Annotated in this window: 19 protein-coding genes; 10 read left to right on the top strand and 9 right to left on the bottom strand. The window is 46.5% G+C overall.

From position 1 onward, the window contains the following. Nucleotide 1 precedes the first annotated feature (1 nt). The 4 genes from ACO0KZ_RS08290 to ACO0KZ_RS08275 form a co-directional block, all read right to left on the bottom strand. Nucleotides 2-1,219, bottom strand: a complete 1,218-nt coding sequence (locus ACO0KZ_RS08290) for an efflux RND transporter periplasmic adaptor subunit (protein ID WP_422994611.1) — start codon at nt 1,217-1,219, stop codon at nt 2-4. A gap of 64 nt (nt 1,220-1,283) precedes the next feature. Then, nucleotides 1,284-1,961 carry a CerR family C-terminal domain-containing protein gene (locus ACO0KZ_RS08285; protein ID WP_422994609.1) on the bottom strand — a complete coding sequence of 226 codons (678 nt, stop codon included), beginning with the start codon at nt 1,959-1,961 and terminating at the stop codon, nt 1,284-1,286. A gap of 130 nt (nt 1,962-2,091) precedes the next feature. Then, a complete protein-coding gene (locus ACO0KZ_RS08280) occupies nt 2,092-2,697 on the bottom strand; it encodes a DUF4337 domain-containing protein (protein ID WP_422994607.1) in 606 nt (201 codons plus the stop codon). Nucleotides 2,698-2,933: 236 nt separating this feature from the next. Continuing rightward, nucleotides 2,934-3,875, bottom strand: a complete 942-nt coding sequence (locus ACO0KZ_RS08275) for a sulfite exporter TauE/SafE family protein (protein ID WP_422994605.1) — start codon at nt 3,873-3,875, stop codon at nt 2,934-2,936. Nucleotides 3,876-4,122: 247 nt separating this feature from the next. On the opposite strand from ACO0KZ_RS08275, the gene ACO0KZ_RS08270 reads away from it, so the two are divergent. After that, on the top strand, nt 4,123-6,594 hold the full coding sequence (locus ACO0KZ_RS08270) for an ATP-binding protein (protein ID WP_422994603.1): 2,472 nt from the start codon (nt 4,123-4,125) through the stop codon (nt 6,592-6,594). Nucleotides 6,595-6,899: 305 nt separating this feature from the next. Here ACO0KZ_RS08270 and lpdA read toward each other — a convergent pair whose 3' ends face one another. The 3 genes from lpdA to aceE form a co-directional block, all read right to left on the bottom strand. Beyond that, entirely contained in the window at nt 6,900-9,005 is a 2,106-nt protein-coding gene (lpdA, locus tag ACO0KZ_RS08265; RefSeq protein ID WP_422994601.1) for a dihydrolipoyl dehydrogenase, read from the bottom strand. Between the two features lie 106 nt (nt 9,006-9,111). Then, nucleotides 9,112-10,425, bottom strand: a complete 1,314-nt coding sequence (aceF, locus tag ACO0KZ_RS08260; RefSeq protein WP_422994866.1) for a dihydrolipoyllysine-residue acetyltransferase — start codon at nt 10,423-10,425, stop codon at nt 9,112-9,114. Nucleotides 10,426-10,599: 174 nt separating this feature from the next. Then, on the bottom strand, nt 10,600-13,293 hold the full coding sequence (gene aceE / locus ACO0KZ_RS08255) for a pyruvate dehydrogenase (acetyl-transferring), homodimeric type (RefSeq protein ID WP_422994599.1): 2,694 nt from the start codon (nt 13,291-13,293) through the stop codon (nt 10,600-10,602). 713 nt (nt 13,294-14,006) lie between these two features. On the opposite strand from aceE, the gene folD reads away from it, so the two are divergent. From folD to ACO0KZ_RS08230, 5 genes are all read left to right on the top strand, one after another. Then, the gene (gene folD, locus ACO0KZ_RS08250; RefSeq protein ID WP_422994597.1) at nt 14,007-14,852 is read left to right on the top strand and encodes a bifunctional methylenetetrahydrofolate dehydrogenase/methenyltetrahydrofolate cyclohydrolase FolD; all 846 of its coding nucleotides are present in this window, start codon (nt 14,007-14,009) and stop codon (nt 14,850-14,852) included. A gap of 4 nt (nt 14,853-14,856) precedes the next feature. Continuing rightward, complete coding sequence (locus ACO0KZ_RS08245; RefSeq protein WP_422994595.1) at nt 14,857-16,932, top strand: M3 family metallopeptidase; 2,076 nt, start codon at nt 14,857-14,859, stop codon at nt 16,930-16,932. 24 nt (nt 16,933-16,956) lie between these two features. Beyond that, a complete protein-coding gene (locus ACO0KZ_RS08240) occupies nt 16,957-17,616 on the top strand; it encodes a glutaredoxin family protein (RefSeq protein WP_422994593.1) in 660 nt (219 codons plus the stop codon). A gap of 89 nt (nt 17,617-17,705) precedes the next feature. After that, on the top strand, nt 17,706-18,131 hold the full coding sequence (locus ACO0KZ_RS08235; RefSeq protein WP_422994591.1) for a DNA polymerase III subunit chi: 426 nt from the start codon (nt 17,706-17,708) through the stop codon (nt 18,129-18,131). Next, nucleotides 18,128-18,682, top strand: coding sequence for a hypothetical protein (locus ACO0KZ_RS08230; RefSeq protein ID WP_422994589.1), 555 nt, complete (start codon nt 18,128-18,130; stop codon nt 18,680-18,682). The genes ACO0KZ_RS08235 and ACO0KZ_RS08230 overlap by 4 nt, the downstream gene beginning before the upstream one ends. Before the next feature lie 47 nt (nt 18,683-18,729). Here the strand turns inward: ACO0KZ_RS08230 and ACO0KZ_RS08225 are convergent, their stop codons facing one another. Then, nucleotides 18,730-19,239, bottom strand: a complete 510-nt coding sequence (locus ACO0KZ_RS08225; protein WP_314859410.1) for an Lrp/AsnC family transcriptional regulator — start codon at nt 19,237-19,239, stop codon at nt 18,730-18,732. Nucleotides 19,240-19,350: 111 nt separating this feature from the next. Then, a complete protein-coding gene (locus ACO0KZ_RS08220) occupies nt 19,351-19,659 on the bottom strand; it encodes a c-type cytochrome (protein ID WP_422994586.1) in 309 nt (102 codons plus the stop codon). 175 nt (nt 19,660-19,834) lie between these two features. On the opposite strand from ACO0KZ_RS08220, the gene ACO0KZ_RS08215 reads away from it, so the two are divergent. From ACO0KZ_RS08215 to ACO0KZ_RS08200, 4 genes are all read left to right on the top strand, one after another. Further along, nucleotides 19,835-20,065, top strand: a complete 231-nt coding sequence (locus tag ACO0KZ_RS08215; RefSeq protein ID WP_422994584.1) for a TIGR04438 family Trp-rich protein — start codon at nt 19,835-19,837, stop codon at nt 20,063-20,065. 85 nt (nt 20,066-20,150) lie between these two features. Further along, on the top strand, nt 20,151-21,029 hold the full coding sequence (locus ACO0KZ_RS08210) for a LysR family transcriptional regulator (protein WP_422994582.1): 879 nt from the start codon (nt 20,151-20,153) through the stop codon (nt 21,027-21,029). 8 nt (nt 21,030-21,037) lie between these two features. Then, nucleotides 21,038-21,883 carry a prolipoprotein diacylglyceryl transferase gene (gene lgt / locus ACO0KZ_RS08205; protein ID WP_422994580.1) on the top strand — a complete coding sequence of 282 codons (846 nt, stop codon included), beginning with the start codon at nt 21,038-21,040 and terminating at the stop codon, nt 21,881-21,883. 217 nt (nt 21,884-22,100) lie between these two features. After that, a complete protein-coding gene (locus ACO0KZ_RS08200) occupies nt 22,101-22,922 on the top strand; it encodes an enoyl-CoA hydratase/isomerase family protein (protein WP_422994578.1) in 822 nt (273 codons plus the stop codon). Nucleotides 22,923-22,929: the final 7 nt, after the last annotated feature.

The following is a 22,929-nucleotide window of genomic DNA, read 5'->3' as shown; positions in this document are numbered from 1 at the left end:
CCTATTTCTTTACCGCGGATGGATTGCCTGTCGGCACCGCGCTTGAGTCAGTTGTCGCACCCACCAATTTAACGAGATCGCCATCATTCAAGAAGCCAACACCGCTCGCAGCGATATGTGTGCCCGAATTAATTCCCGATAAAACTTCAATCTGTTCGACACCATTGAACATCATACGACGTCCCGTCTGTACTTTTACTTGGGTCACACGCTGATCCGAATTTAATTTAAATACGTAACTAAATCCATCTCGCACCACCACGGCTTGCTGGGGGATCGTGGTTGCTTGCGAACTCCCAAGTTGAAATTCCCCGCGTGCAAACATGCCTGGCTTAAATGCATTCGCGTTATTTTTTTCCTTAGTCTGAATCACATCGACATACACCAAACCAGTACGATTATTGACGTCCACGGTCGGTGCTACCATTCTCACTTTACCTTGCGCTTGCTCACCGTTCGGTGCAATTACCGTGACCGGCATACCGACCGACAACTTACTTAATTCTGACGAAGTGACTTCAGCGCGCCATTCCAAGCGGCCTTGACGAATCATACGAAATAACTCAGCACCGCCACTAACCACTGCACCGACGGTGGCCATGCGTCCTGAAATAACGCCATAATCTGGCGCCACGACTTGAGTGTATTTCATCCGCAATTGCTGCACATCGAGTGCGGCCTTAGAAGCATTCACGCGCGCCTTAGCGGTCGTTTCGGCAGTCAGGTATTGCCCGATTTGTTGTTTGCTAATGGCGCCACTCGCTTGTAAGCCACGAGCGCGATCGGCGTTCGTCACCGCTTCACTTGCTGTCGCCTCTGCCTCTGCCAGTGCTGCTTTTGCTTGTGCTACATCGGCTTGCACTGATTCGCTAGCAAAGCTAGCGAGCCGTTGACCACGCTTTACCACATCACCAACATTGACGTAAATTTCTGCGATACGCAGTCCATTTGATTCAGAACCAATACTCGCTTCTTGCCACGCTGCAATGCTGCCATTGGCTGTCAAACGTGTGGCCATCTGCCCGCTACCAACTTGGGTGGCGGTCACAGTCAACGCTGGTTTACTACTAGGAACAATCTTTGCCGAGGCACTCGCACTCGCTGAACTTTGCGCCGCAGAAGACCCAACGACAATCATACTGACGAATGCCAGACTTGCGCTGAGCATCAATGAAACAGGGAGCGAACGGAGTTGATACGCTTTTGTCTTCATCATCATTTCCTTATCTTAAATATCAAAAATCTTTGCTGTTGAGTTGATCTTTATCGCATTTCGCTAACGATCAAACAAATATATCTCGTCGCGCAGACTCACTGTGGCACATGGCAATGGCATAGCCGGTGAGCCTTTCGACATACTCGTCAATCGCTTTGTCTTTACTAATTAGGCGCGGACGCACAGCCATAATCACGTCTCCATTGACCATCATGGTCAATGCCAGCCCAGAAATGGCAAAGGCAAGTCGATGAATATCATCGTCAATATGTTGATGTGCGATGTGTCGCGCCAAAAAGCGGACGAAAGCTTGATGCGCCGGTTTGATTTGTGTCTCAATTTCTTCAATCCAGAGCCCGGTCGGCTCTAACATTTCGCGGATGTGGAGCTTGAGACAATTCTGTGCCAACTCTCCCTGCTTCATGCTGTCGCCGAATACCCGCATCATGCCGGCGATACCATCATGCAGGCTTAATTCGGCGTCATCAAAAAAAACAGGCTCGATATTGGGATTGCAGCGCGCGTCATTAAAGACGTCACGGTAAAGCTTGGCCTTATCGCCAAAGTAATAACTGATAGCAGATATGTTGACTTGAGCAGCTTGCGCGAGTTCGCGGGTTGAGGTTTTCGCAAAGCCTTTTTCAGCAAACAGGCGCAGAGCGCAAGCAAACAGACGATCGCGCGCTTCTTGACCATCCGCTCGCGACGCGCGGCTGTTTGATGTGGAATTCGGTGTTTTTATCATGCGCAGCAGTGTAGCACATAAATCAAACGTTTGATTTAACTAGATAGAAAATGAGATTATCTGAAGCAATAGAAAATCAACTCACCTCCTGCGCTTGCACAGATAAAGTGGGGCTGCGCCAAGACGAAAATTACGACAACAATTTGATCAGCAAGTCAGGATGTACTTTCCAGCCTAGCAAACCCGCCAAGCCCATGTAAAAGCCAAAACCAGTTGGTATCAGAGCTGTAAAGTACAACCATTTTTGTTTCGTCAACGCGGTAACCGCGAGCAGTGAAATGGCAACCGCTAGTAAAGCGTCGGACAAATCAAATTGGTCATCTTTGTAGTTAGCGGCATCGTAATCAAGTTGGTCTTGTTCCGCTTGCGCTTTCAGTTCATTTTTCTTGCGCGCCTGATCCTCAGCTAGCTTTTCGTAATCAGCAATCGCCGCAGCATACGCTTGCTTCACCGCATCACTACGTTCCATTGCCGCTAACTTGAGCTGAACCACAGTTGATTTCGCCACCTCTTCCCGTAAGTTTCGCGCTTGGTAATAAGCCCAATGATCCAATTTGTTGGCTTGCGATTGCTGCATCGCTTGCACGATATTGTCGTCCTTCACTTTGCATATACCCATAAAAGTAGCGAGTAAAGCGACAGTAATCGCGACCATCATATTCAAGGAGAATGACGCTTTATCAGCTCCGCGATTTTCTTCTAAAGTTTCGACTGTTTCTAGTGGATCGACTTCCATTTTATACACCTTTATTGAGTGGCTAATCACAAATCGGCATACTAACCTATAACAACTATATTGAACCAATAACATTCACGTAAACCTGCTCAAGGTGAAGTGGGAGCTCAACTTCTAGTTCAAAGGCCGCTTAAAGCGCAAGATGCGTTTGCAAAACACAAAAAAATCGCACCACGTATTTTTACGTGATGCCATTGGTGAAAAGGGCAGTGCTAAAAAACCAGAAATCGATAGAGCTAGCGCTCACGCCACGCCGCACGCAATAGGGTCATTGCAACAATCAGCACCACGGCTAGCACTATCCAACGTACATAATCTAAAGGCAGTGACTTCACCACATAAGCTGCAACCAAAACTGCAGGCACTCCGCCGATCGCGATACCAAGTGCTGCTGACGGCAGGTATTTGCCATTTTGAAAAAAACCTATACTACTAATCGGCATCAAAAATGCGCACGAGCCCATCATGATGGGAAACGCTGCCAGCGGACTCATACCAAGCAGGCTAACCAGAATCATACACGGCGCATACAATCCAATGCCTAATGGCATCAAGACACCCAATAGGAGATTACCGATCACACCCGCCCACCACTTCCATCCCGTCAATGATAGTGCATCTAAACCTGCCGGCAAGATTCCTCGCATCGACAAAAACATAATAACGGCGGCTATCAATAACGCGAGTCCCATGCCGATACGAATCTGAAATCGGGGAAGGTGCCCTACCATTTTGGTACCAATCGCCGCACCCAGTCCCGCCGCCAGTATCATCGGTAATAAAGTTGCCGGTGCAACCTGCACTATTTGAATAAAGATCAGCGCTTGTGCAATGGTTCCCAAGGTGTGTCCGACATTTAATGTGCCAGGAATTAATTCATCTGGCACCAGCTTAAATAGTCTAAAAAATGCGGTACTCGGCGCAAATGAACCTATGCCCAAAGTATCGAAAAAGTCAGTGATCACACCAATCACAATTTCTATTGGTTTTGGCCAGCTCCATACTTGCCCAGTTTGTCGCATTTGCCGCAATCGTTTTGCCCACACAAAGATAAATAGCAAAGCTAATAACGCAAAAGCGAGGAGCAAACCCTGGCTTAAGTCCGAGCTTTGCAGTTCACATCCGGTCAGCACAATAGACAAACTCGCAGTACACCAAATTTTTTCGATTGTTTTCATGTAGCGTCCGAAGAAAAGAGTTTAAAAACTTAATATATCTAAAAAATATGTAAAAGTATCCATTGCGAATGCGAATCAAAGCAAGCTTTTTCCCATATTTAGATGAAATCAGCAACACTCTAGGCGATTGATAATTCTATTATTGGCTTTGTTAATGACGCTGCAAAAAATACGAGTAGAATAAATTGTCCCTATAGTTTCTGTATTCTATGTTGTCTATGCTACCCAGCTAAAGTATCAAGCCATCATGAATTCTAAAATCAGCGCATTTCCTATTGACCGATTAGCGAATACGCTGATGCTAGGTTTGGTGTTACTCACACTAATCGCACTCTATGCCAATGAAAATTGGATGACTCGCAGTCTACGAATTGACGCACTCACAAAATTACCCATTACGGTAATTGACGACCGCCCAGAGGGAGGAAATAGTGTCGCAAAACTGCGTAAAGATAGCAAAGGCTTACATGTAGATTGTGAAATTCAGGCTGGTTATCAGTGGCCCTTTTGCGAGTTAGAAATCAGTTTTGAAGACAAAGCAGGTAACAAAGCAGATAAAACCATCCAAGGGATTAATTTAAGTCAATATGACTCGCTGAGGATCAAGGTGCGCAGTGATGGTCCAGAGAAAGTACACGCCCTGCGCATTTTCTTACGAAACTTTAATTCCGCCTATTCCAAACCTTCCCTCGGCAGTACATTGAAGCCGCACGAGATCGTATACGATCCTAATCAAACTACGGCAACGGTCGAATTTAAACTCAGTCAATTCATGGTGGCATCTTGGTGGGTGCAAGATCACCCTACCACTATCGATCATTTAGGACCTGAATTAGATAACGTTGTCGCGATGAGCCTGACCACAGGTGGCAATGTCACGCCGGGAACACATAACATCAGTTTAGAATCAGCGGAATTTGTTGGTTTGTGGATTTCTGCGGGGAATTTTCGACTCGGAATTATATTTGTCTGGATTGTCGCTTTTTTACTCTACTTGACACTAGCCTGGCGCAGATCAAGACAAGAGTTACTCGAATCTGAACGATTAAAAGAAGCCCTAAAACTATCCAATGAAATTCTCGAATCGCGTGTTGAAGAAAGAACCCGCGCATTAGCTAGCAGTAACTCACGCCTGATAGATACCTTACAAAACCTTGAAGGCACGAGGCACGAACTGGTGCAAAATGAAAAAAATGCTGCACTAGGCGCGCTGGTCTCTGGTGTAGCACATGAATTGAATACACCAATAGGAAATGCACTCTTGGTCAGCACCACCTTGTCCGACAAGATAAAAGAACTAGAGATTGTCAGCGAAACCAAATTCACACGGAAAGCTTTAAAGGATTTCTTCATCGAATCGTATCGCGGCACCACAATTTTGCAACAAAATCTAGAACGCGCTGCCGCACTTATTAGCAGTTTTAAACAATTATCTGCAGACCAGCATTCGGAGCAAAGAAGAGAATTTTCATTAGATCAAGTAGTCGAAGAAACACGTTTGGCGATGGCGCCAACGATCAGTCAAGCACGACATATTTTTCAAACAGACATTGATCCTACGATTGTAATGCAAGCTTATCCGGGTCCATTGAGTCAAATACTCATCAATTTTATTAACAATGCCCTATTACATGCGTTTGAAGACATTGAGCAAGGACATATGCTGCTCACAGCCAAGTTAGTACCAGAAAACAAGGTAGAAATCGTCTTTAGCGATAACGGCAATGGCATACCTGCTCATGTGTTACGTCGGGTGTTTGAACCTTTCTTCACGACCAAGCTCGGTAAAGGAGGAAGTGGTCTCGGTATGCATTTAGCACATACCGTGGTAACACAGATATTCGGCGGAAAAATTGATATCGAATCTATTCCAGGTGAAGGCACCAGTATATGTATGGTGTTGCCGCTAATCGCGCCAGAACTAGATCAAACGCTGGTAAAAATTGGCGCACCTAAAGATGTCGTCGAAGATTATCAATTGTTTTTGGAGGGGCGTCAGCTTACTTCCATCTCAGACTTCTCAGGTGAGTATAGTCGGAGGGACGTCGTGGAACTCGCTTTTTTTATTTGCGCTCTGCAGACCGTTTGGCCTGATACTAAGTATGAAATTATTGCAGTCGACAGTTATGCAGTTGGTATTGAACAACTTCGTTCTTCCTCAATCGCTGCGCTAGCGACTACTTGCTGGCGTTCAGACCTGGAAGCCTATTCTGAAGAGATTCATATGTCTGAAGCGATGATCGCAGAGGGCAAATCACTAGTTGGCATTTACACTTACCCACAAAATCAACATGCTTTAACCTGCCAAACGCTCACCGATATCCAACAGTTAAGATTTGTTTCCAATCGAGACTGGAGTGCCGACTGGAATACGCTAGAACAACTAGGCATTTCCCACTGTCTCGATGTGAAGACGTGGCGACAAATGGTGTACATGGTTAGCAGTGAGGAAGTTGATGCGTTGCTGGCGCCATTTAGTATGGGGCAGCATATGAACATTCAATTAGATGATTGTCAGTTAATACCCATTCCAAATCTACGTATTGCCTTACAGGGCTCTCGCCATTTTGCGAGCAGCGCGACAAAACAAGGGCAAGCAATTGCTGAAAATATTTTTCCAGAACTACAAAAACAATCACAAAATGGCAGGTTTGAGCTGGCACTTAAACAATGCGGCTTCTTTATTGCAAACACAGAAAACTGGCACACCCTCAACTAGCAACAATGCGCTCACAAGTTTTGCGATGGACTCTTTTGTGTCTCCTACAGTCTTTTCTTAGGGCACCAAGTTGCTGTAGATCTAACTCTCCCAATAAACGATTAGCAACTTGTAGTGTCTTTCTCAATTTATCGAGATTTATCTTATGCTAGATGCCAAATCAAATGGAGTTTCCTCTGGGCACGCTAAATTCATTGTCGCAAACATCACGAACCGATTGTCATAGTCTAAATGCCTCACAATATAAAAAAAGTCCCTGCAAACAATTTGTTCGCAGGGACTTTTTAGCAAATTAAACTTCTAACTTACTTCTTGCGTTGCGGAGGTAAATCCGTACACACGCCTTTATACACTTCTGCAGCCATCCCCATAGACTCACCCAAGGTCGGATGTGGATGAATAGTCTTACCGATATCCACCGCATCTGCGCCCATTTCGATCGCGACCGCCAGTTCACCAATCATGTCACCGGCATGCGTACCAACGATAGCACCACCGATAATGCGTTTGCTTTCGGCATCAAAGATCAACTTAGTGAAGCCTTCAGAACGACCATTGGCTACTGCGCGACCAGATGCTGCCCAAGGGAATACGCCTTTTTCAATCGCCAGACCCTTGGCTTTGGCTTCGTCTTCAGTCACACCCACCCACGCCACTTCGGGATCGGTGTAAGCAACTGAGGGAATAACCGTCGCATCGAAATAAGCCTTATGACCTGCTGCCGCCTCTGCCGCCACATGGGCTTCATGAACAGCCTTATGCGCCAACATGGGTTGACCGACCAAATCACCGATCGCGAAGATATGTGGGACATTCGTGCGCATTTGCTTATCGACATTGATGAAGCCACGATCCGTGACTGTCACACCGGCTTTGTCAGCCGCAATTTTTTTACCATTCGGGCTACGTCCGACCGCGACCAAGACCAGATCATAGACTTGAGGTGCTGGTGCTGTAGCGCCCGTCTCTGCCGCTTCAAACGTAACTTTAATACCTTCAGGAAGTGCTTCGACCCCAACTGTCTTGGTCTTCGTCATCACATTGTCGAAACGATGTTGATTATGCTTTTGCCAGACTTTGACCATGTCGCGATCAGCGCCTTGCATCAAACCATCCATCATTTCAACAACGTCGATGCGTGCGCCTAGCGTCGAGTACACAGTGGCCATTTCCAAACCAATGATACCGCCGCCAATCACTAACATGCGCTTAGGAATCTGACGTAGCTCCAGGGCACCTGTGCTATCGACGATACGTCGATCTTCAGGCACAAATGGCAAGTTCACGACAGAAGAACCCGCTGCGATAATCGCTTGCTTGAACTGTACGGTCTTCTTGCTACCGTCAGCCGCAGTCACTTCAATATGATAAGGACTGACGAATTGACCGTTACCTTGCACGACATTGACCTTACGCGCTTTCGCCATGCCAGCCAAGCCGCCTGTCATTTGCTTGATCACGCCATCTTTATGCGCACGCAAAGCATCAAGGTCAATTTGTGGTTTAGCGAAAGTCACACCGTGCCCCGACATCGCCGCAGTTTCGTCGATGACGGCGGCGACGTGCAATAGGGCTTTGGATGGAATGCAGCCGACGTTCAGACACACACCACCCAGAGTCGCATAACGCTCAACTAAAACCACATTCATCCCGAGATCAGCAGCACGGAAAGCAGCTGAATAGCCGCCAGGACCTGCGCCCAAGACCATCATGTCGCATTCGATATCGACTTTACCACTGTAATTTGATGCCACTGGTGCCGGTGCAGCGGCTACCGTGGTAGAAGCCGGCGCTGCTGCAGATACAGCAGTAGTTGTAGAGACTGATGTAGAAACACCTGCACCTTCCACCAATACCAACAAACTTCCTTCAGCGACTTTATCACCGACCTTAACTTTGATTTCTTTCACCACGCCAGCGTGGCTAGAAGGAATTTCCATACTAGCCTTGTCGGATTCCACGGTGATCAAAGATTGATCGACTTTGACCGTGTCACCGACTTTAACCATTAATTCAATCACTTCAACTTCTTTGAAGTCGCCGATATCGGGGACTTTAACTTCGATGATGCCGACGGGGGCAGGTGCTGCAGCAACTGGCGCCTGTGTAGCTGCTACGGCTACAGCAGCAACTGGCGCAACAACAGCTGGTGTTACGACTGAGGCGGTCGCACCGGCGGCTTCCACGATAATCATCAAGCTACCTTCAGCCACTTTATCGCCGACTTTGACTTTGATTTCTTTTACCACGCCAGCGTGACTAGAGGGGATCTCCATACTGGCTTTATCAGATTCAACTGTGATCAGCGATTGGTCGACCTTGATCGTATCACCTACTTTCACCATCACTTCAATAATTTCGACTTCTTTAAAATCGCCGATATCCGGGACTTTGACTTCAATTGTGCTCATATTTTCTGCTCCAATTTTATTCTTCGTAGCGTGGGCACTTGCCCACCGCTGTCCGCCAAGCTTTAACTTAGTTGTGAGCACAAAATCGCGCCCACCCTAGTTTTTTTTAAAGCATCGTCTTACGCAAATCTGCAAGAACATCCGCCAAATAGGCAGTAAATTTCGCAGCCATAGCGCCATCAATCACGCGATGATCGTAGGACAAAGACAAAGGCAACATCAAACGTGGCACGAATTGTTTGCCATCCCAGACTGGTTTCATAGAAGATTTGGATAAACCAAGAATCGCCACCTCAGGTGCATTAATAATCGGCGTGAAAGCTGTACCACCGATGCCACCCAAAGAAGAAATCGTGAAGGTTGCACCTTGCATATCGGCTGGCTTTAACTTGCCATCACGCGCCTGTGCCGACAACTCGCCCATCTCTGTTGCGATTTGCGACAGTGTTTTTTGATCCGCGTTTTTGATAACAGGCACCACCAAACCATTCGGCGTATCCGCTGCAAAACCGATGTTGTAGTACTGTTTCAAGATCAGATTTTCGCCCGTTGCATCCAAAGACGCATTGAAAGCTTTAAACTTCTTCAAAGCGGCAACGCTGGCTTTGATTACGAAAGCCAACATCGTCAATTTAACGCCAGATTTGACCAGCGCATCATTCGACGATTTACGGAAATCTTCAAGTCCCGTGATATCGGCTTCGTCAAATTGTGTGACATGTGGAATCATCACCCAATTGCGATGTAAGTTCGGACCACTGAGTTTCTTGATGCGAGACAATGGCAACAGTTCTGTTGTGCCAAACTTACTGAAATCCAAGGAAGGCCAAGGCAAGAGATTCATGCCTGAACCACTGCCGTTGGTGCTGGCTGCAGCAACGGGTGCATTGGCAGCGCCCGCCACCACGCCTTTAACGTAATTTTGTACGTCTTGCTGGGTAATGCGCCCTTTAGGTGCGGTACCTGGCACTTTACTTAAATCGACGCCGAGTTCACGTGCAAATTTGCGGATGGACGGTGACGCGTGTGATTTACCTGCAGCTGCCGTAGCGACACCTGCGATCGCTGGGGTCGCTGCTACAGGAATTGGAGCAGCAACAGGTGCTGGGGCTGCAGCAGGCAATGGAGCCGGAGCAGCTGTCGGAGCTGGTGCGGATGCAGCTGGTGCAGACACTGTTGCGCCATCGGCTTCAACGATCACCACCAAAGACCCGAGCGCGACCTTATCGCCGACTTTTACTTTAATTTCTTTAACCACGCCAGCGTGACTCGAAGGAATTTCCATACTGGCTTTGTCAGATTCAACGGTAATCAAAGACTGATCGACCTTAATCGTATCCCCGACTTTTACCATCAACTCAATCACTTCAACTTCTTTGAAATCGCCGATATCCGGGACTTTGACTTCTACTGTACTCATCATTTTCTCCATTTACTCCCGCCCCTTCAAGGGGAAGGCTGGGGTCAGGGCTAATAAATTAAACGTTCTTGAAGCTCTTGTGGGGCGGGTGCAACCCGCGCTGCTCAGATGATCGATGGGCAGGCGGCGCGGGTTGCGACCGCCCTACAAATTCGCACTAAACGCAATTTTCAATTAAACAGTCACCGGATTAGGTTTATTCGGATTGATGCCGTATTTTTCAATCGCTTGTGCCACAACAGAAGCGGAAATCGCGCCTTCGTCCGCCAATGTTTTCAATGCCGCGATCGCTACAAAATAACGATTGACCTCAAAGAATTCACGCAATTTTGCACGGCTATCAGAACGACCAAAACCGTCAGTTCCCAAGACTTTATAACTACGATCTTTAGGAATGAAAGCACGAACTTGTTCTGCATAAGTACGCATGTAATCGGTGGCGACAACAATAGGACCCGCCGTATCGTTCAAGCATTCAGCGATGTAGGGAACACGTGGTGTATCGGTTGGGTGCAACATATTCCAACGCTCAGCATCTTGCCCATCACGTGCCAACAAGGTGAAGGATGGTGCGGACCAGATATCGGAAGCAATACCCCAATCATTCATCAACAAATCTGCAGCAGCAATCACTTCACGCAGGATCGTACCCGAGCCTAACAACTGCACGCGGTGTTTAGTCTGTGCTTCGGATTTTTTGAAAGAATACAGCCCCTTAATGATGCCCTCTTCTTGACCAGCAACCAAACCTGGATGCGCGTAGTTCTCATTCATCACGGTGATGTAGTAGAAGACGTCTTCTTGATTAGTGACCATGCGACGCAAGCCGTCATGAATAATGACCGCCACTTCATGCGCAAATGTCGGATCGTAAGGTACGCAGTTAGGAATCGTCGATGCCATAACATGGCTATGACCATCTTCATGTTGCAGACCTTCACCATTCAAGGTTGTACGACCAGCAGTACCACCGATCAAGAAACCACGAGCGCGCATATCCGCAGCAGCCCAGGCCAAATCGCCGATACGTTGCAGACCGAACATAGAGTAGTAAGTGTAGAACGGAACCATCACGCGATTATTGGTCGAGTAGGAAGTCGCTGCTGCAATCCATGAACTCATACCACCGGCTTCATTTATACCCTCTTGCAAGATCTGGCCAGCCTTATCTTCGCGATAGTACATCACCTGATCTTTATCGACTGGCTCGTACAACTGGCCGACTTGGCTGAAAATACCGATTTGACGGAACAAACCTTCCATACCGAAAGTACGGGATTCGTCGACCATGATAGGCACGACGCGTTGACCGAGACTGCTATCGCGCAACAAGGAAGTCAACACACGAACATACGAAGCGGTCGTAGAAATCTCGCGACCTTCAGCAGTTGGCTCCAACATCGCTTGGAACGCTGACAATGGCGGCACCACTAATTGTTCGTCAGCTTGCTGACGACGTTGTGGTAAGTAGCCACCCAAAGCTGCACGACGCTCTTGCAGATACTTCATTTCTGGCGTGTCGTCTGCAGGTTTAAAGAATGGAATCGCTGGCAAATGCTCATCAGCGATTGGCAATTGGAAGCGATCACGCAAAGCCTTAATCGCTTCGTCGTCAAGCTTCTTAGTATTGTGTGCAGTATTACGCGCTTCACCAGATTTACCGAAACCAAAACCTTTGATACTCTTCGCCAAAATCACTGTTGGTTGATCAACGCTTTCTTGGGCGACTTTAAATGCAGCGTAAATTTTATGCGGATCATGACCGCCGCGTGTCAAACGCCAGATATCGTCGTCCGACATGTGCGCGACCATCGCCAAGGTGCGTGGATCTTTACCGAAGAAGTTAGCGCGAACATAGGCGCCATCTTTGGCTTTATAGTTCTGATATTCACCATCGACGGTTTCCATCATAATCTTACGCAACGCGCCTTCTTTGTCTTTAGCCAGAAGCTCATCCCAACCTGAACCCCAGATCACTTTGACCACGTTCCAGCCAGCACCACGGAAATCAGACTCGAGTTCTTGAATGATCTTGCCATTGCCACGTACTGGACCGTCGAGGCGTTGCAAATTACAGTTGACCACCATCACCAAATTATTCAACTTCTCACGACCCGCCATGCCGATCGCGCCCATGGATTCTGGCTCATCCATCTCGCCGTCACCGCAGAACGCCCAGACTTTACGCTTCTCCGTGTCGGCAATACCACGTGCATGCAAATACTTGAGGAAACGCGCTTGATAAATCGCCATCAAAGGACCGAGGCCCATAGACACTGTCGGGAACTGCCAGAAACTTGGCATCAATTTTGGGTGAGGGTAAGAAGACAAGCCCTTACCATCGACTTCGCGGCGGAAGTGAATCAATTGATCTTCGCTCAAACGACCTTCTAGAAAAGCGCGAGCATAAATACCTGGAGATGAGTGGCCTTGGATGTACAAGAGATCACCGCCGTGATCCGCTGTCGGCGCATGCCAGAAGTGATTAAAACCTATGCCCAGCATATTCGCCAAAGACGCGAAACTCGATAAGTGACCACCGAGGTCACCATCAACACGATTGGCTTTAACCACCATTGCCATCGCATTCCAACGCATATAAGAGCGCAGGCGTTCTTCGATTTCCAAATTACCTGGACAGTGTGCACCTTTGTCTGCAGGAATCGTATTAACGTATGCTGTATTGCTTGAAAATGGGATATTCGCACCACGACGGCGCGCCAGATCCATCATACGTTCCATCAGGTAGTGCGCACGATCCGGACCTTCCGTATCGATTACTGATTCCAAAGCATCGAGCCATTCATTGGTCTCGATCACGTCAGGATCATTCACGGCTTGCGCCAAAATTTGGTCTATTTGTGACATACGGTCTCCTCGTTGATCAATCTTAAGTTCGCAAACTACATTCGCTGAATTCACCTGCATTCATTGCTACTTTTTTATTATTTCAGACGAAAGCATTTTTAGGTGCTTCGACTTCCAGCGTCAATTTTCTAGCTTGTCTGAAATACGACAAAAGCTCAATGAATTTTGGATCTGAATTTTAAAACTGAAGCATTCTAACAGCAGTTTTCGTAAATTTCAAATTACGATATGCAATTTCATAATGTGAGATTTGTGTGGCAGCGCAACATACGCTATTGCTGTTTTATTGCTACTTTTTGTGATTATTGTCCAAGCCACCTTATCAACAGCTGGAAAGCAAATTCCCAAATCTACCCAGCCAGATTTGTTCAACAAACTTAACTAGAGCAAGAACCTACCTGTTCAAAAAAGTGGCATTTATCGAGCAATTTTGATCGTCGTTTTTTATCTCTTTTATTCCAAGAACACCCAACAATGATTCCGTAGACAATCATCACAAGTAAAAAACCTAGAAGTTAAAGATAAACTAAAGTAAATTTGAAATGATCTGTACCTGCCTTACCTACTCCCAACAGAGTTTTTTGAGGGCTATTTGAAATGCAAAAGCCTGCCATCCTTTATAATCACGACTTATCCTTTCTTTGCAAACCTGGCTAAATAGAAGTTTAGAAATTCATTAACTTCCACGTCAGCCACCTTTCCGAGTCCACATCATGACGGCACAAATCATCAGCGGCACCCAACTTTCTCAACAAATCCGTGAAGACGTCACTAAACGCGCTGCAGCATTGACCGCGCAAGGCAAGCAACCTGGTCTGGCGGTGATTTTGGTCGGTGAAAATCCAGCATCTCAAGTCTATGTTCGTAACAAAGTCAAAGCTTGTGAAGATTGTGGTTTTTATTCCGTCCTTGAAAAATACGACGCTGACCTCAGTGAAGCGACGCTATTAGCACATATAGACCGTTTAAATAAGGATCCAAAGATCAACGGCATTTTGGTGCAATTACCTTTGCCTGCGCATATTGATGCCAATAAGGTGATCGAAGCGATTGCGGCAGAAAAAGACGTGGATGGTTTTCATATTAGCAACGCAGGCTTGCTGATGACAGGTCAGCCCTTATTCCGCCCTTGTACACCGTATGGCGTAATGAAGATGCTAGAGTCCATCGATTACCCGGTGCGCGGTGCAAATGCAGTGGTAGTGGGAGCTTCAAATATAGTTGGCAAACCGCAGGCCATGTTGCTCTTGCAAGCAGGCGCTACCGTCACCATATGTAATTCTAAGACCCGTGATCTGGGTTCACATACCCGCAACGCTGACATCCTTGTCGTGGCTACGGGCAAACGAAACATCGTGACTGCCGATATGGTAAAACCTGGCGCTGTGGTGCTTGACGTCGGCATGAACCGCGACGATGAAGGCAAATTATGTGGCGATGTGGATTATGCGAATGTGAAAGAAGTGGCTGGATACATCACGCCAGTACCAGGCGGTGTCGGCCCAATGACGATCACAATGTTATTAGTCAACACGATAGAAGCTGCAGAAAGAACTTAATAAGATGACCGAAATGATGACTCCAGTGAATCCCCTGCTCGACTTTAGCGACTTGCCGCATTTCGATCAGATTGTGCCTGAGCATGTCAGCCCAGCGATTGATATTTTGCTGACGGAATGTCGCGCAGTGGTAACCCAATTTGAAGGCCCAATTGCGAATATTCAATGGGATAATTTCGTCACACCCCTAGAAACAGCGACTGAAAAACTGGGACGCGCTTGGGGCATCGTTAGTCATCTTAATTCAGTACGTGATACGCCTGAACTGCGTGCGTCCTACAATGAGAACCAACCTAAGGTCACTGAATTTTGGACTGAGCTTGGTCAAAATCTACATTTATTTCAACACTACAAAGCCTTAAATACGAGCACAGACTACGCAACATTAAGTCCTGCCCGCAAAAAAATCATTAGCAATGCCTTACGTGATTTCAAACTTGGCGGTGCAGAGCTGGCTGACGACAAAAAGAAGCGCTACGCTGAAGTACAAGAAAAACTAGCTGCCCTGTCGACCAAATTTTCTGAAAATGTTCTAGACGCAACCAATGATTACAAATTATTGATCACCGACGTTACGGAACTTAAAGGTTTGCCGGAAGAAGTTTTACAGGCTGCTAAACAGGCGGCAGAACAAGATGGTAAAACGGGCTATCAATTCAGCCTCCATTTTCCCTCTTATTTTCCGCTCCTACAATATGCGGAAAACCGTAAGCTTCGTGAAACCATTTATCGCGCAAATGCGACAAAAGCATCGGAGCTGGGTGGTCATCCTGAATGGGATAATACAAGCATCATCGACGAATTACTAAGCCTGCGCCAAGAAGAAGCTGAATTGCTCGGTTACCAGAATTTCGCCGAAGTATCGTTGTTGCCGAAAATGGCTGAGAGCGCAACGCAAGTCGAAAGCTTTTTATTGGATCTGGCGAATAAGGCCAAACCTTACGCCGAAAAGGATTTGATTGAACTACATCAATTCGCCAAAGACCAGTTTGGCATTGCAGACTTGCAAGCGTGGGACACCACCTTCATTTCTGAAAAATTGCGTGAACAACGCTATGCGTTTTCTGAGCAAGAAGTAAAACAATATTTCCCTGAGCACAAAGTCGTCGCTGGATTATTTAATGTCATTCAAACGCTGTTTGCGGTGACTATTAGAAGCGATAGCGCAGCGACCTGGCATCCAGATGTGAAATTTTATCGCGTCGAGCGTGATGGAGAACTGGTCGGACAATTTTACGTAGATCTGTACGCACGCGCAGCCAAACAAGGCGGTGCCTGGATGGATGATGCGCGCGCACGTTGCCGTAAAGCGAACGGTGTTCAAACCCCGGTAGTCTACTTAACTTGTAACTTTAATGCCCCGGTCGTGGTGGATGGCCTGACGAAACCCGCCACATTTACCCACGACGAAGTGATCACTCTATTCCATGAATTTGGACATGGTCTGCATCAATTACTGACGAAGGTCGATGACATTTCCGTTTCTGGCATTTCTGGAGTCGAATGGGATGCGGTGGAATTGCCATCGCAATTCATGGAAAACTTCTGCTGGGAATGGGATGTTTTAAAACAAATGACAGCGCATATCGATACAGCTGAACATTTACCACACAGCCTGTACGACAAAATGATTGCCGCTAAAAACTTCCAGTCAGGATTACAAACTTTACGTCAAGTCGAATTCGCCTTGTTTGATATGCGTCTGCATGATGGCAGTTCGCGTGCTGCCAATCTTAGCGTTGCTCAAGTTCTACAGCAAGTCAGAGACCAGGTCTCGGTCATACAACCGCCGGTGTTCAATCGCTTTCAACATTCATTCGGCCATATTTTTTCAGGTGGTTATTCCGCTGGGTATTTTAGTTACAAGTGGGCAGAAGTCCTGTCGGCTGATGCTTATGCAGCATTTGAAGAAGTCGCAAAAACCGAAGGTAGCAGCCTCTCTCGTACTATCGGTCAAGCTTTCCAAACCGAGATTTTGGAAATGGGCGGCTCGCGTCCTGCACTCGAATCCTTTGTTGCATTTCGTGGCAGAAAACCATCTATTGACGCCTTATTGCGCCATAATGGCATGAATCAATAAATAATTGCTTTGGAGATTATCGCAATGCAAATCACCGTTAAACAATCGACTTTCACAAAGCCAAATCGTCTGCAACTTACGCTGGGCATTTTTGCTATGGTAAGCTTGGCATCTCTCACCAGCCTAGCCCAAGCGCAAACATACAAATGGATAGGCCCCGACGGAAAAATGGTCTATAGCGACACCCCACCGCCAGCAAATGCAAAAAAACTCGTCAGCAAATCGATGGACGGTGCGGGGCAGCAACCAAGTGTTAAATACCCTCCTGATCTAGAAGTTGCTGTACGCAAAAATCCGGTAACACTTTTCGCTACGGTCTCTAGCACCCCATGTGCTGCATGCAATGAAGCGCGCGCGATGCTGAAACAAAATGGCATTCCTTTCGTAGAAAAAACTATAGACACTAAAGACGATGTTGAGAAACTCCGTCAGGTCAGTGGTGATACACAATTACCACTAATGCTAGTCGGTCGCGCAAAATTTGCTGGTTTTGATGGTATCGAATGGCGTACTGCCTTGAGTACAGCTGGTTACCCAGAAACGAGCATACTTCCAAAAGATTATCGTTATCCAGCACCAGAGCCGGCCGCCCCGCCAGCACCAACTGAAAACAAAGAAAAAACGGAAAAGCCAAGCGAACAAGTAAAGCCCAGAACCGCGTCACCTACAGGTATTCGTTTTTAATTGTGAAGTACGTGCGCGCAACTCAGCCGCACGGATGAAATCTGGTTTGCTTAAATCTAATTAAATGAACAAAGTGTGAATAAATAAATATGACCAGAGTTGATTTTCACAGCCAGGTAAGCGACAAAATTCACTACACCTGCCGCCTTATCAGAAAAGCACGTGCAGCAGATTGTCAAATTCTGGTGCTGAGTCAAAATGCGGAGCAAGCACAGATTTTAAATAAGGCACTATGGGATTTTTCTGCGACTGATTTTTTACCGCATGTACTCATCGAAGATCCCTTGGCGGCACAAACACCCGTGCTAATTGCCTCTGATCTCAATAGGGCATTGCCGCATCAAGACTTGTTAATTAATCTTAGCCAATCATTGCCAGATGGATTCCAAAATTTTCAACGCGTCATCGAAATTATTTCAAGCGAAGCACAAGACGCCGACGCTGGGCGTCAACGCTTTCGTCTCTATCAACAGCAGGGCATTAGGCCCTCACACACTGTCGCGACAGCATCATGAATGATCAAATAGATTCCAGCATTCCCGTTTTAACGGAGATCATAGAACCGACAACAGTAACGCCAACTAGCGGTGAGAGTAAGCACGTAGTTGCCAAACCGGCTCAAAGCACTACGGTGCCGCCATTGCGTCCAGCCGCACCGGAAATCAAAAGTGCCTTGCCCCTCCCTGCAATAACAAATACCTCCGTAACCCCAAAGGCAATGCAAACTCAAAACCCCATAACTTCAGCACCCTTGCCTGTCAGTCAAGTAAAGCTCGTAAGCGCAGTTAAAGACGACATTCCAGCAAGTCTCGACAACAGTGAAATGAGTGCCGACGTATTTCAACAAATGGAACAAACAGTACGGGAGAACGTGCTGCGCCAGGTTTTGGCGCGTGTCGATTTCGTGCTCGAACACAGAGTGCGTGACAGTCTCGCTGAAGTCTTACAAAGTGCCGTTGATCAACTCGCTGATGATATCCGTGCAGGTCTGCGCCAAAGCTTGGAAGAAGTTATTACCCGCGCTGTAGCTCAAGAATTGACTAAATTAAAGAGTCATAAATCCTAAGATAGGACTTACCTTCCGCGCTAAAGCTTGCGCTCTTGATGCAGTAACTATTTAGCAACTCGTACCGATAACTCCGGCATTTTTTCGTCGAACGCGATCCGGGTAGAAAATTTTGCCCGTTTCATAGGAAAGCGCGAATGGAAATGACGCACATTTCCGGAGCCTGAAATAGCACGGCGTACAAACTGGTAGTACGCCTCCATATCAACGACATGAATGACCAAAAAGTAATCAATCTCACCTGATACGAAATAGCACTGCATTACCTCAGGCTCGTGATTCATACAGGCTTCAAAATCTCGCATATGTTCGTCTGACTGATTTGCTAAAGATATCTCAAGGAAAGCAAGCATGCCATAGCCAAGAGAAAATGGATCTACCATAGCGACATCAGCACTAATCACACCAGCGTCACGCAAAGCCTTAATTCGGCGCAAACAGGTCGGTTGCGAGATGTGCAATTTTTCTGCCAAAACACGTGTCGCAGTCTGATTATCCTTCTGCAGTAAATTCAGTAGTTTACGATCTACTTTATCAAGCGTATGAAATTTAGCCATAATAATGAGAAACTTTGTTTAGTCGAAGCACGGTTTGAACAAAATCAGCTTCAAATAGCACGACAAATAAAAAAGCTCGGCACGCCGAGCTTTTTCCTATATATGCCCAATTCACTTCACAGACAAGATCCAAGTTACTAAAGTCTTCGCTTCTGCCGGAGACACTTGTGCATTCGCTGGCATGGGAACAGCACCCCAAACGCCGCTACCGCCTTTCATGACTTTGGTAATCAATTTAGCTTCTGCGGTTTTATCGCCCGCATATTTTTTTGCCACGTCTTTAAATGCTGGGCCTAAGATTTTATTATCAACGCTATGACAAGTCATACAATTTTTTGCCTTGGCCAAATCCGCACTTGCCATTGCAGAACCAGATACCAACAAAGCTACGCTGCCAATCATCATGAGTGCTGTTTTCATTAAAATCTCCTAGTTAAATTTGAGGTTTAAATATTTTACCGCTTTTTGCGATAGCCCGAGTCCTCCAACGTGGCTAAATTTCGCTTGGTTGACCTAAATCGAGATTGTGCCTATGATGAACACTCCCAAGATCTAAGCCGTCGCAGTTCTATCATTCACTGAAGATTGTTAAACTATGTTCCTGATTATTCCTATCGTTATCCTCTATGCGCTAAAACTTTTGGAAGTAAGTTTTATGGAACAAGTGTCATGGTGGTGGATCAATGGCCTTGCATTCGCAGCATTTATCTGGTTTGAATTTTTAGAACGTATGTTTGGACTAGACAAGCGTAAAGATGACATGCATCATAAAAAAATGCACGCAGAGCGCATGAAACGAAGCTTCAAAGAAGGCAAAAAAAAATAGACTTCAAACCCCCTAGCCTTTTCAATGACCTTTTATATTATTTCAATTATCTTTTCGTTGAGTCGATGAGCTTTCATATCAAGTCATGCAGATAGAACTGCGTCAACTCAGATACTTTGTAGCGGTCGCTGAGGAGCAGCATTTCGGCCGCGCTGCACTTCGCTTGCATATGACCCAGCCGCCGCTGTCTCAATCAATACAGGGATTGGAAGCGCAACTGGAGGTGCAACTCTTCATACGTACAACCAGGCAGATTCAATTAAGTGCTGCCGGCAGAGCGCTATTACCAGAAGCTAAACGTCTATTGGCGCAAGCTGAGCTGCTTCCCGACATTGTTAAACGTGCGTCCAGCGGACAAACAGGAGAACTACGCATCGCATTTATTTCAATTGCAGACTACAGTATTTTGCCACCTGCGCTCCGCAAATTCCGACAAGATCACCATGCTGTCAAAATCGAATTAAACGAAGCCACCAGCGATAAGCAACTAGTCTTGCTTGAAAAATCTGAAATTGATCTGGGTTTCTTGATTCCGCCTATTCCTAGCGCTTTGAGCAATCAAATTCATTACAAGAAAGTGCGCAGTGAAGCACTGATTTTAGCGATTCCAGAATCTGAAGCGCAACGTGACAATCCAAACGAATTAGCGACGTATAAAGATTTGCCTTTAATACTTTTTCCGCGCAAAATTGCGCCGGCTCTGCATGACAGTATCTTGTCTTGCTTCGGTAACGCTGGCTTGACACCGATCGTGTCGCAAGAAGCCATACAAATGCAAACCATAATTGCATTGGTTTCTGCAGCAATGGGTATGGCTTTGGTGCCAGAATCTGTGTCTAATTTAAAGCGTCCTGGCGTGACTTACTATCCGCTCAATCAGAACCACCCGGGCATAGAAATAGGCGTCGCCTGGCGCAAAGATAACCCTTCGCCTGTACTGCAGGCTTTTTTAGATCTTTTATAGAATTCATTATGCTGGAACATCCCAACTTCGACCCGGTCGCTATTCGACTCGGCTTCATCAACATACATTGGTACGGGATCATGTATTTGGTCGCTTTTGCACAATTTGTCGCATTAGGCCGATTGCGCTTACGCCAAAACCATATCGCAGCACTTGGCTGGACCAAAGAACATATAGACGACATGCTGTTCTATGGTGTGTTAGGCGTCGTACTTGGCGGCCGCTTGGGTGAAGTCGTGTTTTACAACCTTTCTTACTATCTGGCCAATCCATTAGAAATCTTCATGGTGTGGAAAGGCGGCATGTCGTTTCATGGTGGTTTTATCGGCGTGTTGTTCGCGATGTGGTTATGGGCGCGCAACTCAAAAATGCCGCTGGCCCATGTGTATGATTTTATCGCCCCGTTGGTTCCACTGGGTTATGCAGCGGGACGCATTGGTAACTTCATTAATCATGAATTGCCCGGCCGCGTTGTAACCAGTAATTTGCCTTGGGCGATGAAATGGCCCGGCATCGCCGATCCAGTTCACCCCTCACCGCTTTATCAAGCACTGGTCGATGGCCTTTTGCTATTTATTTTAGTTTGGATTTACGCTCGCAAAGCTCGTCCAGCGTTAGCAGTAGGTGCATTATTCGTCTGCCTTTACGGCTGCGCACGTTTCTTCACTGAATATTTCCGCACGCCAGACTATGAAGTCAATTTGCTAGGTATGACAATTTCAGCGGGACAAATGTTATCTTTGCCCATGATACTTGGCGGTCTGTTATTGCTCTGGCTAGCCTATGCGAATAAATTTGAACCCAAGATCGACTTACCCGCTCAAGAGAAGCCAAAAAGAAAAAAGACGAAGTAAGCTAAGAGTAGCTTAGTATGCGATAAAGTGTAATTAAAGAGACTAAAAATAGAACTTGTACCAGCCACTTGCGATTTACCTATGAGCGGGAAATTAGTAGGTTACTGATTACAGATCATCGCTCTAAGCATTGTAGATGGATGGATCTCTAAACATGAATAATTAGCGCGGTTCTTGTCATTGTCTGAGCTTTTCAGAATAAAAACAGGAGACAACAATGTACCATACTCAAAATGGGATGGATGCTGACGCCCCCGACGAAATACAGGGTGAAATCCAATGTGAGATTGTCGGCAAAATCGCCTACGTTACGATCTCTAACCCTGATCGGCTCAATGCTATCAACATGGGTATGTGGGGTCTCCTGACCAAGCATTTCATCGCTCTTGATCAAAATACTGAATTACGCTGCGTGATTATCCGTGGCGCGAATCGTAATTTTGCCGCGGGTGCTGATGTCCAGGAATTTGCCACGGTAAGAAATACGTTAGCGGATGGTATGCGCTATCACAACCAGGTGATCGCGGCTGCACTTAAAGCCATTGCTGAATGCCAGCACCCTGTGATTGCCGCCATTGAAGGCGTGTGCGTTGGCGGTGGTTTAGAAATCGCCATCTCGTGCGACATTCGGATTGCCGCACCTAATTCACGCTTTGGCATTCCCACGAATAAACTAGGCTTTCCTTTAGCACCTCAAGAAATGCAAAGCCTGCTGTCCTTAGTCGGCAAGGCGGTCACACTTGAGATTTTATTGGAAGGCCGAATTTTAAATGCCATAGAGGCGAAAAATAAGGGCTTGGTACAACGGCTCTCAGATAACGTCCCCGCAGAAGCTTTAGAGACAGCAGAAAGAATCGCTAGTGGCGCGCCACTAGCTGCTCGTATCAATAAGAAAGTTATTCGTCGCCTCAGTTTCGTTCCTGAGCCACTTAATCAGCAGGAGCAGCTTGAAGCATTTTCCTTCCTCGAAACCAATGACTATCAAGAAGGCATACTTGGCTTTCTGGCTAAGAAAACGCCTGAGTTCACTGGAAAATAATGATCTA

Source organism: Undibacterium sp. Di24W (assembly GCF_049340325.1).
Classification (GTDB): Bacteria; Pseudomonadota; Gammaproteobacteria; order Burkholderiales; family Burkholderiaceae_D; genus Undibacterium.
This window is presented reverse-complemented; position numbering and strand designations above follow the sequence as displayed.

Bases quoted from the DNA above. Each gene is read 5' to 3' on its own strand.
- ACO0KZ_RS08290 (WP_422994611.1), bottom strand. From the start codon at position 1,219: ATGATGATGAAGACAAAAGCGTATCAACTCCGTTCGCTCCCTGTTTCA.
- ACO0KZ_RS08285 (WP_422994609.1), bottom strand. From the start codon at position 1,961: ATGATAAAAACACCGAATTCCACATCAAACAGCCGCGCGTCGCGAGCG.
- ACO0KZ_RS08280 (WP_422994607.1), bottom strand. From the start codon at position 2,697: ATGGAAGTCGATCCACTAGAAACAGTCGAAACTTTAGAAGAAAATCGC.
- ACO0KZ_RS08275 (WP_422994605.1), bottom strand. From the start codon at position 3,875: ATGAAAACAATCGAAAAAATTTGGTGTACTGCGAGTTTGTCTATTGTG.
- ACO0KZ_RS08270 (WP_422994603.1), top strand. From the start codon at position 4,123: ATGAATTCTAAAATCAGCGCATTTCCTATTGACCGATTAGCGAATACG.
- lpdA (WP_422994601.1), bottom strand. From the start codon at position 9,005: ATGAGCACAATTGAAGTCAAAGTCCCGGATATCGGCGATTTTAAAGAA.
- aceF (WP_422994866.1), bottom strand. From the start codon at position 10,425: ATGAGTACAGTAGAAGTCAAAGTCCCGGATATCGGCGATTTCAAAGAA.
- aceE (WP_422994599.1), bottom strand. From the start codon at position 13,293: ATGTCACAAATAGACCAAATTTTGGCGCAAGCCGTGAATGATCCTGAC.
- folD (WP_422994597.1), top strand. From the start codon at position 14,007: ATGACGGCACAAATCATCAGCGGCACCCAACTTTCTCAACAAATCCGT.
- ACO0KZ_RS08245 (WP_422994595.1), top strand. From the start codon at position 14,857: ATGACCGAAATGATGACTCCAGTGAATCCCCTGCTCGACTTTAGCGAC.
- ACO0KZ_RS08240 (WP_422994593.1), top strand. From the start codon at position 16,957: ATGCAAATCACCGTTAAACAATCGACTTTCACAAAGCCAAATCGTCTG.
- ACO0KZ_RS08235 (WP_422994591.1), top strand. From the start codon at position 17,706: ATGACCAGAGTTGATTTTCACAGCCAGGTAAGCGACAAAATTCACTAC.
- ACO0KZ_RS08230 (WP_422994589.1), top strand. From the start codon at position 18,128: ATGAATGATCAAATAGATTCCAGCATTCCCGTTTTAACGGAGATCATA.
- ACO0KZ_RS08225 (WP_314859410.1), bottom strand. From the start codon at position 19,239: ATGGCTAAATTTCATACGCTTGATAAAGTAGATCGTAAACTACTGAAT.
- ACO0KZ_RS08220 (WP_422994586.1), bottom strand. From the start codon at position 19,659: ATGAAAACAGCACTCATGATGATTGGCAGCGTAGCTTTGTTGGTATCT.
- ACO0KZ_RS08215 (WP_422994584.1), top strand. From the start codon at position 19,835: ATGTTCCTGATTATTCCTATCGTTATCCTCTATGCGCTAAAACTTTTG.
- ACO0KZ_RS08210 (WP_422994582.1), top strand. From the start codon at position 20,151: ATGCAGATAGAACTGCGTCAACTCAGATACTTTGTAGCGGTCGCTGAG.
- lgt (WP_422994580.1), top strand. From the start codon at position 21,038: ATGCTGGAACATCCCAACTTCGACCCGGTCGCTATTCGACTCGGCTTC.
- ACO0KZ_RS08200 (WP_422994578.1), top strand. From the start codon at position 22,101: ATGTACCATACTCAAAATGGGATGGATGCTGACGCCCCCGACGAAATA.